Origin of the sequence: Pseudonocardia sp. MH-G8 (assembly GCF_002262885.1) — a bacterium.
In the GTDB taxonomy this organism is placed as follows: Bacteria; Actinomycetota; Actinomycetes; order Mycobacteriales; family Pseudonocardiaceae; genus Pseudonocardia.
The window spans coordinates 13,917-30,198 of record NZ_NKYF01000038.1 but is presented as its reverse complement, the minus strand read 5'-3'; the positions used below and the strand labels follow the sequence as shown (position 1 = coordinate 30,198).

14 protein-coding genes are annotated in these 16,282 nt (G+C 72.3%); 5 read left to right on the top strand and 9 right to left on the bottom strand.

The genetic code is table 11. From position 1 onward, the window contains the following. The first annotated feature begins 110 nt into the window (after positions 1-110). A complete protein-coding gene (locus tag CFP66_RS43025) occupies positions 111-1,103 on the top strand; it encodes a PaaX family transcriptional regulator C-terminal domain-containing protein (protein WP_094931146.1) in 993 nt (330 codons plus the stop codon). A gap of 151 nt (positions 1,104-1,254) precedes the next feature. Here the strand turns inward: CFP66_RS43025 and CFP66_RS43020 are convergent, their stop codons facing one another. From CFP66_RS43020 to CFP66_RS43000, 5 genes are read right to left on the bottom strand one after another with little or no spacing between them, the layout of a single operon-like run. Next, positions 1,255-2,625, bottom strand: a complete 1,371-nt coding sequence (locus CFP66_RS43020; protein ID WP_094931145.1) for an MFS transporter — start codon at positions 2,623-2,625, stop codon at positions 1,255-1,257. 47 nt (positions 2,626-2,672) lie between these two features. Beyond that, entirely contained in the window at positions 2,673-3,695 is a 1,023-nt protein-coding gene (locus CFP66_RS43015; protein WP_094931144.1) for a 2Fe-2S iron-sulfur cluster-binding protein, read from the bottom strand. Beyond that, a complete protein-coding gene (locus tag CFP66_RS43010; protein ID WP_233160199.1) occupies positions 3,692-4,681 on the bottom strand; it encodes a PdxA family protein in 990 nt (329 codons plus the stop codon). Before CFP66_RS43010 ends, CFP66_RS43015 begins: the two co-directional genes overlap by 4 nt. After that, entirely contained in the window at positions 4,678-5,232 is a 555-nt protein-coding gene (locus CFP66_RS43005) for a terephthalate 1,2-dioxygenase (RefSeq protein WP_094931143.1), read from the bottom strand. Before CFP66_RS43005 ends, CFP66_RS43010 begins: the two co-directional genes overlap by 4 nt. After that, entirely contained in the window at positions 5,229-6,500 is a 1,272-nt protein-coding gene (locus CFP66_RS43000) for an aromatic ring-hydroxylating dioxygenase subunit alpha (RefSeq protein ID WP_094931142.1), read from the bottom strand. Before CFP66_RS43000 ends, CFP66_RS43005 begins: the two co-directional genes overlap by 4 nt. A 178-nt stretch (positions 6,501-6,678) precedes the next feature. Between CFP66_RS43000 and CFP66_RS42995 the strand changes: the two genes are divergently transcribed. The 4 genes from CFP66_RS42995 to CFP66_RS42980 all read left to right on the top strand — a co-directional run bounded on the left by CFP66_RS42995 (position 6,679) and on the right by CFP66_RS42980 (position 11,208). Further along, on the top strand, positions 6,679-7,413 hold the full coding sequence (locus CFP66_RS42995) for an IclR family transcriptional regulator C-terminal domain-containing protein (protein ID WP_233160198.1): 735 nt from the start codon (positions 6,679-6,681) through the stop codon (positions 7,411-7,413). A 298-nt stretch (positions 7,414-7,711) separates the two neighbouring features. Continuing rightward, a complete protein-coding gene (locus CFP66_RS42990; RefSeq protein WP_094931140.1) occupies positions 7,712-9,043 on the top strand; it encodes an aminomethyltransferase family protein in 1,332 nt (443 codons plus the stop codon). Between the two features lie 135 nt (positions 9,044-9,178). Then, positions 9,179-10,654, top strand: a complete 1,476-nt coding sequence (gene asnB, locus CFP66_RS42985; RefSeq protein ID WP_094931139.1) for an asparagine synthase (glutamine-hydrolyzing) — start codon at positions 9,179-9,181, stop codon at positions 10,652-10,654. A 32-nt stretch (positions 10,655-10,686) separates the two neighbouring features. Further along, positions 10,687-11,208 carry a hypothetical protein gene (locus CFP66_RS42980; RefSeq protein WP_143517593.1) on the top strand — a complete coding sequence of 174 codons (522 nt, stop codon included), beginning with the start codon at positions 10,687-10,689 and terminating at the stop codon, positions 11,206-11,208. Here the strand turns inward: CFP66_RS42980 and CFP66_RS42975 are convergent. From CFP66_RS42975 to CFP66_RS42960, 4 genes are all read right to left on the bottom strand, one after another. Continuing rightward, on the bottom strand, positions 11,141-12,298 hold the full coding sequence (locus tag CFP66_RS42975; protein ID WP_233160197.1) for a PTS fructose transporter subunit IIC: 1,158 nt from the start codon (positions 12,296-12,298) through the stop codon (positions 11,141-11,143). The two genes, CFP66_RS42980 and CFP66_RS42975, sit on opposite strands and share 68 nt — an antisense overlap. A 35-nt stretch (positions 12,299-12,333) precedes the next feature. Beyond that, positions 12,334-13,701 (bottom strand): MFS transporter, encoded by a 1,368-nt coding sequence (locus tag CFP66_RS42970; protein WP_198962069.1) that lies wholly within the window; start codon positions 13,699-13,701, stop codon positions 12,334-12,336. Positions 13,702-13,844: 143 nt separating this feature from the next. Next, on the bottom strand, positions 13,845-15,659 hold the full coding sequence (locus tag CFP66_RS42965; RefSeq protein ID WP_094931137.1) for a solute carrier family 23 protein: 1,815 nt from the start codon (positions 15,657-15,659) through the stop codon (positions 13,845-13,847). Next, positions 15,656-16,279, bottom strand: coding sequence for a glutathione S-transferase C-terminal domain-containing protein (locus CFP66_RS42960; protein WP_094931136.1), 624 nt, complete (start codon positions 16,277-16,279; stop codon positions 15,656-15,658). The genes CFP66_RS42965 and CFP66_RS42960 overlap by 4 nt, the downstream gene beginning before the upstream one ends. Positions 16,280-16,282 lie beyond the last annotated feature (3 nt).

Below are 16,282 nucleotides of genomic sequence, written 5' to 3'. Positions count from 1 at the left end.
AACTGCCGCCTATGTCAAGACTGCGGTCGCCCCGTCCGAGGACGGGTCGGCCGCCCCGGTTCCCCTACGATGGGCAATCGACCGAGCGAGCGGTAGGACGGGCGGCATGTATGACGGCGATCGAACTCCCTCGTGCCCAGAGAGGGGCCGAACCGCAGCTCCTGCTGACGTCGTTGCTCGGTGACTTCTGGTACTGGCGCGACGAGCACATCCCCTCGACGGCGCTGGTCCGCGTGCTCGCCGAGTTCGGCATCACCCCCGACGGCGCGCGGTCGGCGATGCGGCGATTGGCCTCGCGCGAGCTGCTCACGGTGGCCCGCAGCGGTCGCACCACCTCCTACGGCATCCCGGCGCGCACGTCCGAGGTGGTGGTCCAGCGCACCCACCGCATGCTCACCTTCGGTGCATCGGCTCCCGCGTGGGACGGCCGGTGGACCGTGGTCGCGTTCTCCGTCCCCGAGCAGGACCGTGAGGTCCGCACGGCCTTGCGGACCCGCCTGCGGGTGCTCCGGTTCGCCGCCCTGTACGACGGGGTCTGGGTGTCCCCGCACGACAGCGCGACCGCGGCGCGCGAGGTGCTCGACGAGCTGGGTATCGCCACGGCCACCGTGCTGCGCGCCACCGATGTGCCCGGCAGGTCGGGCACCGGCGACCCGCGTGCCGCGTTCGACCTCGAGTCCCTCGCGCAGGAGTACCGGGAGTTCGTCGAGCGGTACGCGCCGGTGCTCGACGCGGTCGCCGCCGGCCGGATCGGGCCTGCCGAGGCCCTGCGCCTGCGGACGACGCTTCGCGTCGACTGGCGGCGTTTCCCGGAGATGGATCCCGACATGCCTGCCCAGCTGCTGCCCGAGGGCTGGCCACGCGCGTCGGCGCAACACGTGTTCGTGCAGATCTACGACCGCCTCGGCCCGCTCGCCGAGCTACGTTTCCGAGAGGTTCTGGCCAGAACCGATCCGGAACTGGCCGCCCTGGCCCGCCACCACGACTCGGCGACCGTGGCCGAGCTCTACGCCGGTCTCGGCGAGCGGATGCCCCGCGGTGACACCCCGTTCGAGCGCGCCGCCGAAGCCCGCAGGCTGGCCGACTTGGAGCCACCTGAATGACCGGCGCGTGCGGGTCCCGCCACCTGCGACTGTGAGGCTGGGGCGGTGATCATGTCCGCGCCTTCACCAACGCGGTCTCGCTGCACATCGGCTGCGGCAACGCAGGCGGAGGTGGGCGCGGCCTGGGCATGACCACGATGACGCGCCGTGGTCAGTCCTGCACCGCGACGCGCGAACGGCGGCTCTCGGGTCCGAGGGCGGGCCCGTCCCGGTACCGGCGACGGGCCAGCGCGATGACGGTGACGGCCGCGACCAGCATCGGTATGGCGAGCGCCCCGAACAGCTGTGCCGTGGACCAGTCGGCGGCGACCGCGAACCCGACGACGATCGGTCCGAGTATGCCGCCGATACGGCCGATCCCCAGTGCCCACGCGACCCCGGTGGAGCGCATGTCCGGTGGGTAGAACAGCGACGCGAACGCGATCACGCTCTTCTGACCGCCGCTGACGCAGCAGCCCACCATGAACGTCACGCACAGCAGCAGCCAGAGCGAGGCCCCGAAGGCGACGCCGAGCACGCCGACGAAGGCCGCCCCGACCAGGTAGAGGATGCCGAGCGTGGGCCCGGCGCCGAACCGGTCCATCGCCGGCCCGGTGATCAGCGCAGCCGCTATGCCCCCGACGGTGGTCAGCGTGGTCGCCGTGACGACGGTGCTCGTCGGGTGGCCGAGGTCGTCCAGGATCGTCGGCAGCCAGCTCTGGAGGGCGTAGAACTCGGCGAGGTTGATCGCGAAGACCAGCCACAACAGCAGCGTGCCGAGCAACCACCGGCGCTCGAACAGCCGCACGAGCGGGATTCGCGCACCAGAATCCTCCTGGCCGGCGATGTGCACCACCGCGTCGGTGGGCAAGGACCGGTCGAGTCGGCGCAGGACCTGCGCCGCCGGGCGTCCCCGGCGCGCCAGGTACGCCGGTGACTCGGGAAGGAGGCGCCACAGCAGCGGCACCAGCGCCAGCGGCACGATGCCGCCGACCAGGAACAGCGAGCGCCAGCCCAGCACCGGCATCAGCGTCCCGGCTGCGGCACCCGCGGCGACGAAGCCGAGCGAGAACCCGCAGTAGATGACGAGCACGAAGGTGGCCCGCCTGCGCCGGGGGGCGAACTCGCTGGTGAGGGCGATCGCGCTGGGTGCCGCCGCCCCGAGGCCGATACCGGTGAGCAGGCGCGCCGCCAGCAGGATCTCCACCGAGGGGGCGAAGGTGGTCAGCACGGTCAGCACGCTGAACGACGCGGTCGCGGTGATGATCATCGCGCGGTGGCCGAAGCGGTCCGCCAGCGGGGACAGGACGAGGTAGCCGATCATCAGACCGACCAGGGCGGAGGAGAAGACGGGTCCCATCGCCGACGGCGAGAGGCCCCACTCCCGTGCGATGGACGGGGCCATGTAGCTGATCGCCTGGGTGTCGAACCCGTCGAGGAACATGACCAGGCCGCAGAGGGCCAGCACGGTGTACTGCAGCCGTCCGATGGGGCGGTCGTCGATGAATCGGGGCAGGTAGACGGTTCGGGGGGCGTCGGGCACGCTCGTCACCTCGCTGTACGGCGTCGCAGGTGGTGGGTGGGTCCGGGTCAGCCGGTCGGTGCCGGGGTCGGGGCGGCGTCGACCGGGACGAACGCATCGGCGAGGAAGCGCTCCTCGGCCAGTCCGGTCGTGGTGGTCAGCAGCTCCCGGGCCTCGCGGGTCATCTCCGGGTTGCCGCAGGCGTAGACGGTGTGCCCGGTCAGGTCCGGGTGCCGGGCGGCGGCCGCCTCCTGCACGTGGCCGGTCGTCCCGTGCCACGTCCGGTCCGGGCGGGAGAGCACCGGGTGGACGCTCAGCCAGGGAAGTGCCCTCGCCCAGCGCAGCACGGTGTCGAGCAGGTAGAGGTCCGACTCGTCACGACCGCCCCAGTAGAGGGTCGTCGGTCGGGCTGCGCGCCGGGCGACCTGGTCCAGGATCACCGAGCGCACCGGGGCGAAGCCGGTCCCGGTCGCGAGCAACAGCAGCGGGTCGGTGCCCGGCTCCACGGTCGTGTCGCCGTAGGGCGCTTCGACGGTGAGCAGGTCGCCCGGGCGCAGGTGCCGGGCGGTCCGGTCGGAGAACCGGCCGTCCGGCTCGATCCGCACGTGCAGCTCGGCCATGTCGTTGTCCCGGGGCGGGTTGGCCAGCGAGTACGGCCGGGACTCCCCGCCGGGCAGCCGTACCTCCAGGTACTGCCCCGCGCGGAACGGGATCCGGCGCCCGATCGGGTACCGCAGCTCCACGACGACGACGCGCGGGGCCGGCCGCCGGACCCGGTACACCCGGGCCGTCAGCTCGCGGCGCCGCGGGGGGCCGGAGTGGGTGATCCGGCGCGGCCGGATGCCGACCGGACCGTCTGGCACGGCCTGGCAGAGCAACGCATCGGCGTCGGGACCGTCCGGCCGGCCGCTGCGCCGGTCGCGCACGGTGCCACTGACGATCGTCCCGATGCAGCTGGTGCAGGCACCGCGCCGGCAGGAGTACGGGATCGTCCAGCCCGCCGCCTCGGCGGCGTCGAGCACGGTCTGGCCGGGGACGCAGTCGAATCCGACGTCCGTGTCCGCCACGGTGATCCGGTGGGCCGCCGTCATGCCGGCACCGCCTCGCGCCGGGCGTCGACGGTCTGCAGGGCCCGGACCAACGCCGCGGGGTCGGCGCGCCCGGTGCCGGCCAGGTCGAACGCGGTGCCGTGCCCGACGCTGCAGAACGGCACGCCCACGCCGATCGAGAGAGCCACGGCGGTGCGTCCTGCGAGCAGTTTGACCGGGACGTGGCCCTGGTCGTGGTAGGCGGCGACGTAGCCGGCGTGCTCGTTGGCCGCCAGCAGCACGTCGGCGCCGGTCGGTCCGTCCACCGGCAGCCCATCGGCACGCAGCCGGGCGACGGCCGGTGCCGTGACCCGCTCGTCGTCGTCGCCGAAGAGCCCGCCCTCGCCTGCGTGCGGGTTGATTCCGAACACCGCGATGCGCCCGGGCACGCCCAGGTCGCCGAGGGCGCGGTGCAGCGCGCGCCCGGCGGCGGCGATCCGATCGACGTCCAGCGCGGCCACGGCATCGGCCAGTCGCTGATGCAGCGTGGCGTGCGCGATCCGCAGCCCGCCGCCGACGAGCAGCAGGAAGACCCGGTCGGCGGGGACGCCGGTGACCTCGGCGAGCAACGACGGGTATCCGGTGAACGACTCCCCGCCCGCCCGGACCGCGGTCTCCGAGTGCGGTGCCGCGACGACGGCCCGGTAGCCGCCCGCGATCGCCGCCCGGATCGCGGTGCGCGCGTACTCCAGGGTCGCGCGGCCTGCGTCGGCGTCGATCGTCCCGGGCCGGTGCGCGCCCGCGGGCAGCGCGCCGACGTCGATCAGGTCCAGCGTGCCGGGCTCCGGGGCGGCGCCCGGCCGGTGGCCGCGGACGGTCTCCGTCCCTCCGGTGACCCGCACCGCCCACTCGACGACGGCCCGGTCCCCGACCAGGACCGGTGCGCAGCCGGCCGCTCGCGCCGCGGCGACCGCGATCTCCGGGCCGATCCCGTTCGGATCGCCCGTGCTGAGCAGCGTGCGCGCGCCGGTCACAGGGTCGCCGGTCACAGGGGCACCGCCAGCAGCGTGTCGATCCGCGAGCTGTCGCAGACGACGACCCGCTCGCACAGCAGCGCGCGGTCGTCGCCGACCAGGTACCGGTCGATGTAGCGGCCGCTGGCGAACAGATCCGTCGGCCCGTCCCCGGTGATCCGCACGACCAGGAACGAGGTCTCGCTCCGCACGTCGACCGCCCCGTCCGGTGCGGGCTCCGCCGACAGCACGCCCGGTGTCGGCTCCGCCGACAGCACGCCCGGTGTCGGCTCCGCCGACAGCACGGCAGGCGCCCCGAGCAGGTGCCGGTAGCTGTGCCGCTCGTAGATGTTGGCCTCACGCAGCGCGGACACCCGGTCGACGAGCATCCCGCGCGAGTCGGCCCAGACGATCCCCGCCGGGAGCCCGCGGCGGTGGTTGTCGGCGGTGGTGATCCGGTAGTGGCACTCGTCGACGAAGAAGCCGGGCCAGTCCTCGAGCCGGTCGTCGTCGATGCAGCGCACGTAGTGCCCCTGGGCCTCGAGGATCGCCCCGTGCACCCGGAAGGTCAGCGCAGGGCTGCTCATGCGTCCTCCAGAGTGAATCCCATGCCGGCGCGGTAGGCCTTCCAGAACCCGCGCACCGATGCCTCGGTGACCCGGCTGCTGCTGGAGACCGCCTCGGAGCCGCCCATCTGCAAGGTCGCGAACTCGTCGCCCGCGCCCGCGATGCCGCGCTGGACGAACCCGCCGATGCAGCCGTCCTCCATCGAGACGTAGCCCGCCGGGCCGACCAGGTTGGACTGCTTGAGCCGGACCAGCCGCTGCGCCTCGGTGTCGTCGGTGAACCCGAGGTAGGTCCAGTTCAGCCGCGTGCGGTCCACGCCGATCGGCAGGATCTGCCGGACGGCGACCGCGTTCTGGATCTGCTGGAGCACGAACCCGGGGAACACCGAGAGGATCTGCAGGGTGGTGTCGTCACCGACCTCGGAGAACCCGTCGAGCATGCTCGGGTCGCGGAGCCGGTACTCGCTCTCCGAGCGGATCTTCTGGTCCCGGTACCCGTCGTCCTCGGTGGCGGAGCGGTCGATCGCCGACCAGCTCACGTGGTGCGCGCCGTCCTCGCTGACGATGATCCCGCCACGCTGCGACAGCTTGTTGATCCCGAACGTGGTGAAGAACAGGTGCAGGATGCTCGCGTGGTAGGAGTCCTTGACGTTCTCCACGTAGAGCTTCCAGTTGTTGGGCAGCTCCTGGGTGAACCGGCCCAGCACCACGGGCGTGCGGCCGCCCAGGAGGCGCTCGATCCGGGCGACGATCTCGTCGCCGAGGTACTCCTGGAGCGGCGGCACGTCGTTGGAGAGGCTGCCGAACACCAGGCCGTTCAGCACGGCCGTGCGCAGCTTCCGCGGGCCGTGCCGCTCCATGCAGAACTCCGGCGGCATCCCGCCCGCCCCGCCGATGCCGTCCTGGAACGCCACCGCGGTCAGGTCGCCCTGCAGGTTGTAGGTCCAGGCGTGGTACACGCAGGTGAAGTCCTTCGCGTTGCCGTGCTCGGCCATCGCGATCAACGCCCCGCGGTGCGCGCACCGGTTCTCGAAGGCGTACAGCTCCCCGTCGACGTCCCGGGTGACGAGCACGGGCTGGTCGCCGATGAACGTGGCGCAGAAGTCGCCGGGCTCGGCGAGCTCCGCCTCCAGGCAGAGGTAACTCCAGTACGGGCCGTGGAACACGCGCCCGAGCTCGGTGCGCAGGACCGCCTCGTCCTGGAACACCCAGTAGGGGACCTGCGTGAGCGACGCGGGCCATGCCCGGCCCGACAGCGGCTCGGCCTGCGGGCCGTCGAGGCGATCCATCCACCCTCGCTTCGTTGTTCGGATATCGAACGGTGATCCGTCCAGCGAACGCATGGAAGCCTGCGGAGTTCGCGGGAGTCAAGCCGCACGCGTTGACTCCCGCGAACTCGGTTCGTATAACGAACACGTGCAGGATCATGAGCGACCCGATCACGGCCCGACGCGGGCTCCGGAGGGTATGGCCGGGCTGGCGAAGGGCCTCGCCATCATCGAGCTGTTCGGCAGCACGTCGTCCCGGCTGTCCGTGGCGTCCGCCGCCGAGGGGATCGGCGTCGCCAGGGCGACGGCGCGTCGCTGCCTGCTGACCCTCGTGGACCTCGGCTACGTCGAGCACGACGGGCGGTACTACCGCCCGACCCCCCGGATGCTCCGGTTGGGCAGCGTCTACCTGGAGGCGTCGTCGTTGCCCGGGCTCGCCGAGCAGCACCTGACCGACGCGCGCGACGAGCTCGACGAGTCGGTATCGCTCGCGGTCTGGGAGCATGGCTGGTCGATCTTCGTCGCCCGGGCGGAGGCCCAGCGGATCGTGAAGACCGGAGTGCGGGTGGGAGCCCGACTCCCGGCGCACTGCTCGGCGACCGGGCGGGTGCTCCTCGCCGCGCTCGACGACGACGACGTCCGCGAGCAGCTCGCGGGTGCCGACCGGCAACGCCGGACACCGCACACCGTCACCGATCCCGACGCGTTGCTGGAGATGGTCCGGCACGTCCGCGAGGAAGGGTTCGCGATCAGCGATGAGGAGTTGGAGCTGGGGATGCGGGCCATCGCGGTCCCGGTGGCCGACGGAGTGGGCAGGATCGTCGCCGCGATGAGCGTCAGCGCCTCCGCCGCGCGGGTCTCCGCGGAACGGATGCGCCGTGAGTTCGTTCCTGTGCTGCGTCGGGAGGCGGGTCGGCTGGGTCGGAAGCTCTGAGCATGCCGAGCATGTGTGCGCGCATCGTTCCTGCTCGCCGGTGACCGCGACACAAGTGTGACCAGCGCCCAACTGGCGGCCGTCAGGCCCCGACTCGCGGGGTGCGGCGATCCCTTCGAGTTGCGCATCGTGGAACCCGTTGACCTATCTGGCACACCGCGCGTACCGTCCTCGCACGCTGCGAGGACAACGGAAATCCGGTGCGGTGATCCTCGTCGGCGAAGGTTGGCCCGGGACAGCACGGGAATTCCGCCGTTGCTGTCATTGATCCATTGATTCGGAACCGATGGAGCCGTAGATGACGAACGGTGCCGTTGCAGCCTCCTCCCACCACAACCGGCCCTCGGTTGACCAATCCGACCGCCTCGTGCCGATCAACCTGCGCCAGACCGGGCCCACCCGCGTCGAGCTGCTGATCTCCACGAGGATCCGCAAGTCGCCCTACTGGCACCTGTCGATGGCGGCGGGGTGCTGGCGGGCGGAGGTGTACAACCGCGTGTACCACCCCCGTGGCTACAGCCGTCCCGAGGACGGCGGCGCGATGGCGGAGTACGAGGCGCTCGTCAACGACGTCACGTTGTGGAACGTGGCGGTGGAACGGCAGATCAGGGTGAAGGGCCCGGATGCCGAGGCATTCGTCAACTTCGTGATCACGCGGGACGCCACGAAGATCCCCGTGATGCGCGCCCGGTACGTCATCCTGTGCAACGAGAACGGTGGCATCCTGAACGATCCGGTGCTGTTGCGGATCGCGGAGGACGAGTTCTGGTTCAGCATCTCCGACTCGGATCTGATGTTGTGGCTGCAGGGTGTGAAGGTCGGGCAGCCCTTCGACGTGGAGATCGCCGAGATCGACGTGGCGCCGGTCCAGATCCAGGGTCCGCGATCGGCGGACCTGATGATCGATCTGGTCGGGGCGCAGTTGGCCGACCTCCCGTCGTACGGGCTGATGGAGGCCACGGTCGCCGGGCTGCCGGTGATCATCTCGCAGACCGGGTTCACCGGTGAGAAGGGCTACGAGATCTACCTCCGCGATGCCACGCTGCACGCGGAGGAGATGTGGAACGCCGTGATGGAGGCGGGCCGTCCGCACAACCTCAAGGTCATCGCCCCGGCGCACCACCGGCGGGTGGCGGCCGGGATCCTGTCGTGGGGCCAGGACATGGACGCGGAGACCCTGCCGTTCCAGGTGAACCTGAGCTACCAGGTGCCGCGCAAGAAGGAGGCCGACTACATCGGCAAGGCCGCCCTGGAGCGCGCCCGCGAGCTGATCGACGCCGGCACCCCGCCGTTCCGCATGGTCATGGTGGGCATGCGCGTCGGCGGCCGGCCCATCGACGAGTACGCACCCGATTTCTGGCTCGTCCGCCCCGGGACCGGCGGCGACCCGGTCGGCTACCTGACCTCACCCTGGTGGTCGCCGGAGCTCGGCATGAACATCGCGCTCGGCTACGTGCCGGTGGAGTGGTCGGCGCTGGGCACCGCACTGGCCGTCGACCTGCCGGCCCGGTACGCCGACGTGCCCGGTGAACCGGTCGGCGCGGAGGTGGTCGAGGTGCCCTTCCGGCCGTCGGTGAACCCCAACACGCGCGAGCGGCTGAAGGCGCGCGGGCTCGACAGCGCCGTCTGATCGCGGCCGGTTCCGGTCGAGCGGCGCGCGGCCGTCCCGGCTAGCCTGGCGCGACCTTCGGCTCAAGGGTGGTGAGCACCGATCTCCGGCGTTGTCGCGGCGTACGGCCCGTTCGACCCGCTCGAAGGGTCGCGGATGCTCGATCGGCTCACCCACCGCGGACCCGACGGGGAGGGAACCCGCGAGTTCGAGAACGCCTGGCTCGGACACCGTCGGCTGGCCATCGTCGACCTGGTGGGCGGCGCGCAGCCGCTGCGCGATCCGGGCGGCGAGTACTGGCTGGTCGGCGACGGCGAGGTCTACAACTACCAGCGGCTGCGTCGGGAGCTGGAGTCGCAGGGCCATGAGTTCCGGACCGGGGCCGATCTCGAGAGCGCGCTGCACCTGCTGGAGGAGCACGGCCTGTCGGCGCTCTCCCTGCTCTGGGGCCCTTTCGCGCTGGCGGGGGTGAGCGCCGACGGGCGGTTCTTCGCGGCGCGCGACATGATGGGGATCTGCCCGCTGTACTGGGCGCGCCACGACGACACGGTGATCTTCGGGAGCGAGCTCAAGGCGTTCGATCCGGACCGGCGCGCGGTCATCGAACCGTTCCCGCCGGGGCACGTCTGGACGCCGGCCGACGGCCTGCGTCCGTTCCGCAGCATGCCGACGGTCGAGCCGGTCGGCCCGGCGGCGAGCAGCGATCCGGAGGCGGAGCCCTCGGAGGAGGTGCTGGCCGCCATCCGCGATCGGCTGATCGGCTCGGTCGAGCGGCTGATGGCCGCCGACGTCCCCGTCGGCGCGCTCCTGTCCGGCGGGCTCGACTCGAGCATCGTCACCGCCATCGCGGCCCGGCACGCGCACCGCAACGGGCGGCAGCTGCGCACCTTCGCGGTCGGGCTGCCCGGCAGCGACGACATCCTGGCCGCGCGCCAGGTCGCGGCCGAGCTCGGCACCGAACACGTCGAGCGCACCTACACCGAGGACGAGCTCATCGACTGGGTCCCCGAGGTCATCCGGGTGATCGAGTCGTTCGACCCGCAGCTGGTGCACAGCTCCGTGCCGAACCTGCTGGTCTCCAAGCGCGCCGCGCGGTCGGTGAAGGTTGTGCTGATCGGCGAGGGTGCTGACGAGCTGTTCGCCGGCTACAGCCACTACGCGCGGATCACCAGCGAGGAGGAGCTGCACGAGGAGCTGCTGGCCACGATCCGCGGCTTGCACATCGGCGGCTTGCAGCGGGTCGACCGGATCGCGGGCGCCACCGGCCTGGAGGCGCGCACGCCGTTCCTCGACCTCGACGTCGTCGAGTTGGGGCTGAGCCTGCCCGCGCAGTGGAAGCTGACCAACGGCGGCCGCATGGAGAAGTGGTTGCTGCGCAAGGCGTTCACCGGCTGGTTGCCCGAGCAGGTGCTCTGGCGCCGCAAGGCGCAGTTCGGCCAGGGCACCGGCGCGCGCGACGTGCTCGGTGAGTACTACGGCTCCACGGTGTCCGACGACGAGTTCCAGGCCGGGCGTGACGTGCTCGATCCGCCGTTGCGATCCCCGGAGGAGCTCGCCTACCACCGGTTGTTCCAGCGGGAGCTCCCCGGTGTCGACGCCCGGCACCTGATCGGTCGCTTCGCCGAGTGGTAGTGGCAGGCTGGTGGCCGAACGTGGAGGTGCGGATGTCCCGGAAACCTGACGAACAGGAACTCGAGCGCGCTGCCGAGGCGGTCGGCGGGCTGCTGATGGAGGCTGTGCAGGCCACGATCGCCGATCGGACGCCGGATCCGTCGCGGGAGTGCGTCGCGGAGTTCCTCTCGATCGACGACAAGGTGGCCCCCGAGGACGACGGCGGCCCCACGGAGCTGGTGGCCACCCTGACGCTGGTCCAGTGGCTGAGCGCGGCCCGCAACGAACTCCTCGACCGGCCCGGGCGCGTGGAGGAGGCGCTCGGGTGGATCGAGGACGCGATGGGGCGGCGGTACCGGTCGCGGGCCCGCTACACCTGCGGCGCTCTGGAGAGCGCGGACGGTGCCCGCGAGAGCATGGAGTACGCCGCCGCGCTGCAGGACGACTTCCTTCCGTCGATGATCTGGTTGGTCGCCGGCGTGGTCGCGGTCCACGGCGAGGGCGATGTCACGTGGCTTCGCCGGCTGGCGGGCCCGGAGCAGTTGCTGAGCGGGGTTGCGGCGGATCTGTTCTGATCCTCGGCCCCGCGGGTCGCTTGAGGGCGAGGACGGCAGCGGCGGAGACCAGCACCCCGGCGGCGATCGCCACGACGAGTCCGAGCGGGTGACCGACCAGCGGGAGGACGAACAACCCGCCGTGGGGTGTCGCGGTCGACGCGCTCAGGGCCACCGAGAGCGCGCCTGCGGTGGCGGAGCCGGCCATCAGCGACGGGATCACCCGCAACGGGTCGGCGGCCGCGAACGGGATGGCGCCCTCGGTGACGTAGGTGGCGCCGAGCAGCCAGGCGGCGCGGCCGTGCTGCCGTTCCGCAGGGGTGAAGCGGCGGGAGCCGACGGTGCTCGCGAGGGCCATCGCGAGCGGTGGCGTCATGCCCGCCGCCAGCACTGCCGCCATGATCGTCGACGCAGCCGGCGAGCCGGTGGACAGGCCGGTGACGGCGAACGTGAAAGCGGTCTTGTTCAGCGGCCCACCCAGGTCGGCGGCCATCATCAGGCCCAGGCCCGCGCCGAGGAGCACGACGCCGCTGCGCGACAGGTCGTCGAGCCCGGCGTCGAGGGCGCTGCCGAGGGCGGCCAGCGGCGGTCCGACCGCGAGCAGCATCACCGCGCCGGTGACGAGCGTCCCGACCAGCGGGAGCACCAGCACCGGGCGGATGCCGGCCACCGGCGCCGGCGGCTGCCAGCGGGCGAGCCCGCGGACGACGGTGCCCGCGAGCACGCCCGCGACGAGCCCGCCGACGAAGCCGGCCCCGGTCTGGACCGCGATCGCGCCACCGACGAATCCGGGGACGAGCGCCGGCCGCTCGGCCAGGGCGTGGGCGACGTACCCGCTGAGCACCGGGACCAGCAGCCCGAACGTGAGGGTGCCGAGCTGGAACAGCAGCGCCGCCCAACTCGCGGACGAGAACCAGTCGAAGCCCGCGCTCACCGGCTCCGCCGCGCCGCTCCGGTCGCCGCCGAGGCCGTAGCCGAGCGCGATCAGCACTCCTCCGGTGACGACGAAGGGGACCGCGTGGCTCACGCCGCTCATCAGCGCGTCGCGGATCTGCACGCCGGAGGCCCGGCCTTCCCGGGATGCGGGCGCCGCTGTCGTGGTCGTTGCCAATGTCGTACCTCGTTCTCCTACGCGGGCCGGCGCGGTCAGGCGGGGACGGCTTCCAGGCCGTGGTGGGTCGGCCTGCCGGTGGGCGGGTGGGCGAACTGGGCGTGGAGCACGTCGAGGCTGTCGCAGTGCCGCCGTATCGCGGTCCCGACCAGTCGGAATCCGGGCGCGGTCGCGTGCAGTGCCTGCCGGAGCAGGCCCTCGGCGGTGGCCGGCCGTGGCGCGGAACGCGGCCGGACCAGCGCGGCCACGCCCGCAGCCACCGCGGCGAGGACGGCGACCGCCGCGAACGCGACGCTCAGCCCGACGGCCTCGGCGACGATCCCGAGCAGTGGCGGCGCACCGAGCAGCCCCGTGTAGCCGATGGACGACGCGCGCGCCACCCCGGCCGGTCCGGCGTGCGCTCCTGCGCGGGCGATGGCGACCGGGAAGACGTTGGCGAGTCCGAGACCCATCAGCACGAAACCGGCGAGCCCGACCGCGACGACGGGCACGATGGCGACCGCTGCCGCCCCGGCGGTGGCGAGCAGCGCCCCGCCGGTCACCACGTTGGTGGGGCCGAGGGTCCGCAGCAACGCGTTCCCGGCCAGACGTCCGAAGGCCATCGCGACCGAGAAGGCGGCGAAACCGGCCGCGGCGAGGGCCGGCGAGGCGCCGATCTCGTCGAGGTGCAGCGCACCCCAGTCGGTGACCGCGCCTTCCCCGAACGCGGTGCAGCCGGCGATGAGCCCCAGGAGCACGACGAGGGTGCCCCCGGAGCCGCCTGGTGCCGCGCCGGGGTGCTCGCGGACCGGCTCGGCGTCCGCGGCGAGCAGGATCGGGGCCGCGGCCGCCGTGGCGAGGATCCCGACCGCCGCCACGACGAGCAGGTGGGCGGCGATGGAGGTCGTCGCGGCGACGAGGCCGGCTGCGGCGGCCCCGCCGAGCCCGCCGAAGCTGACCCCTGCGTGCAGCGAGGGGAGGACGGGTCGTTGCGCCGCGGCCTCCACCCGGACACCGACGGCGTTCATGGCCACGTTCAGCACGCCGGTCGCGAGTCCGAAGACCAGCAGCGTGACCGCGAGCTCGCCGACCGACGTGGAGAGGCCGGGCAGGGTGAGCGTGCAACCGGTCAGGACGGCGGCGCCCGAGGCGACCAGGCCGGGACCCAGCCGGCGGCACAGCGCTCCGGTCAGCTGCATGCCGGCGAGGGCACCGAGCGAGATGCAGAGCAGGGCCAGGCCGAGCGTCGCCGGGCCGGCGCCGACCTGGGCGGCCACATCGGGAATGCGGGCGGCCCAGCTGCCGAAGACGGCGCCGTCGACGACGAACAGAACGGTGGCGGCGATGCGGAACGCGCGCACGGTCGGAGCGCGGCTGCGCAGCAGCAGCGGCCGACGGCGCACGGCAGCGAGGAGGAAGGGCATGAGCGGGGGCCTCAGGTGTGATCGGGAGCGTTACTCACGGGCACGCGGCGACGCGCGGCCAACTCGAATTACGAACAAGGCCCCGAGGCCGAATCGATCCAGTTGATCGCGTGTGTCCGCTCACAGGCCACCCGATCACGGGTTCACGCGGCAGGCGGCCGCGCGTTCTCCTCGCTCGCGACCAGGTCGCGGAAGCGGTGATCGGCGATCCGGGCGACCTCCAGGACCGCGGCGTGGCGTTCCTGGGCGGGGGCGTTGGTCAGCCGTTGTGCCCCGTGCTCCAACACCTCCTCGAGGCGTGGCTGCTCACCTGCGCTCATGACCATGGGGAAGCCGAAGCGCTTCCGGTACGCGGCGGCGAGCTCGCCGAGATCGCTCGGCCCCTCCGGATCCGGGTAGTACGACAGCAACCGCTGCAGCTCGTCGTCCGTGGAGGCGAAGTAGGCCTCCTGGAGGGCGTCCCTCAGGTCGTCCGTGGTGGCGAACGGGCGCCTCTCGTAGGTACGGGCGATCGCCGGGGTGGGGCCGTGGAACAGCGGTGCGAAGGTCGCGCCGAACTCCTCGTGGCTCATGGCGTTGACCTGCTCGAGCGGCAGGGCCGCGGCGTCCGGTGTCGCAGCCTCCGGGCGACGCCGACGGCCGAGGTGGTGGAAGAGCAGGTTCAGCACGATCGCGGTGAGGGCGCCCAGCGTGATCCCGCTGCCGACGAAGATCTGTGCCCACTCCGGGACGGCCCCCGACACCTCGGGGACCGCGGTGACGTACATCGCCATCCCGATGCTGGCGGCGACGATCAGCGAGTTGCGGTGGTCGTGGAAGTCGACCCGGGCGAGGATCTGGAAGCCGACGACCGACACCATGGCGAACATGGCCAGGGAGGCGCCGCCGAGCACCGGCGCCGGGATGGCGGTGACGACGGCGGCGAACTTCGGCACCAGGCCGAGCAGGATCATGAAGAGCCCGGCGGCGCTGATCACCCAGCGGCTCTTCACACCGGTGAGCCGCACCAGGCCGACGTTCTCGCTGAAGCAGGTGTAGGGGAACGAGTTCAAGGTGCCACCGACCGCCACCGACAGCCCGTCGGCCCGCATCGCGCGCGTGATGTCGTCCCCCCGGACGCGTCGCCCGACGATCTCCGAGACGGCGAACACCGAACCGGTGGTCTCGACCGCGGTGATCAGCATGACCACCATCATCGAGAGGATCGCGCCGATCGAGAGCTGCGGTGTGCCGAACTGGAACGGCGTCGACAACCCCACCCACGAGGCGGTGCCCAGCTCGGTGAAGTCGGTGTCGCCGAGGAACCAGGCGACGAGGGTGCCCAGCGCCAGCCCGAGCAGCACGCCGATCGTGGACAGGAAGCCCCGCGACACCTTGTGCACGAGCACGATGACGGCGAGCGTGCCGAGCGCGTAGGCCATGTTCCGGGCGCTGTCGGGGTGGAACGAGGGGCCGTCGCCGCCTGCGGCGCTCGCGGCGGCCACCGGGAGCAGTGCCAGGCCGATGATGGTGATGACCGATCCCGTGACGACCGGGGGGAAGAAGCGCACCAGGCGGCTGAAGACGGGTGCGATGGCGAACGTGATCAGGCCGCACACGATGACGGCGCCGTAGACCGTGCGAAGCCCTTCCGTGCCGCCGCCGGCACCGAGACCGATGGCGATCATCGGCGACACCGCCACGAACGCGACGCCCTGCAGCAGCGGGAGCCGTACCCCCACCTTCCAGAAGCCGACCGACTGGACGATCGAGGCGATCCCGCACGTCAGCAGGGCGGCGTTGATGAGGTGGACGAGGTCGCCGCCGCTCAGGCCCAGCGACGACGCCACCAGGATCGGGATGACGATCGCGCCACCGGCGAAGAACGCCAGCACGTGCTGGAACCCGTAGACGGCGAGCTTGCCCGCCGAGGGCACCTCGTCCACGGGATGGCGACGGGCACGGTCCAGGACGCTCATGCCGGACGGCCGGCGGCCGCGGGGAAGATCCCGGACATCAGGGGGAACCCCGGCACGCGTTTGACCCGGTCACACCAGCGCCGCACGGCGGGGTAGTCCTGCCGGGACACGCCGCCCTCCTCGCAGAGGGCCACGTCGCCGAAGCACGCGATGTCGGCGAGGGAGAACGCGCCGGCGAGGAAGTCCTCGCCCCGCTGCTCCCCGAACCACAGATGACGGTCGAGCACGCGCAGCAATCGGTGTGCCTCCTGTTGGGCGGGTGGCAGGTCCAGCGGCTCGCCGAACGACTCGTGGCGCCGGGCCGCTCCGGCCGAGGTCGTGAGCCCGCGTGCGAAGACGAGCCAGTCCAGCACCGCGGCGAGGCGCGCCGGCTCGTCGGGGAGCAGGCCGTGCTCGCGGTCGTGGACGCGGGCCAGGTACAGCAGGGCCGCCGTGTCGTCGTGCACCACCGCGGTGGGGTCGGCCTGCTCGTCGACGAGCACCACGGCCGGCCGCTCCTCGTCCGGGCCGACCTCGTACTCCTGCACCGCAACCGCACGGAAGCCCAGGCCGAGGACCCCCAGCGTCGCGCGTACCCGGTAGCACTGGGCGGACGTCTCGTCGTCGTAGAGAGTGATCATCGC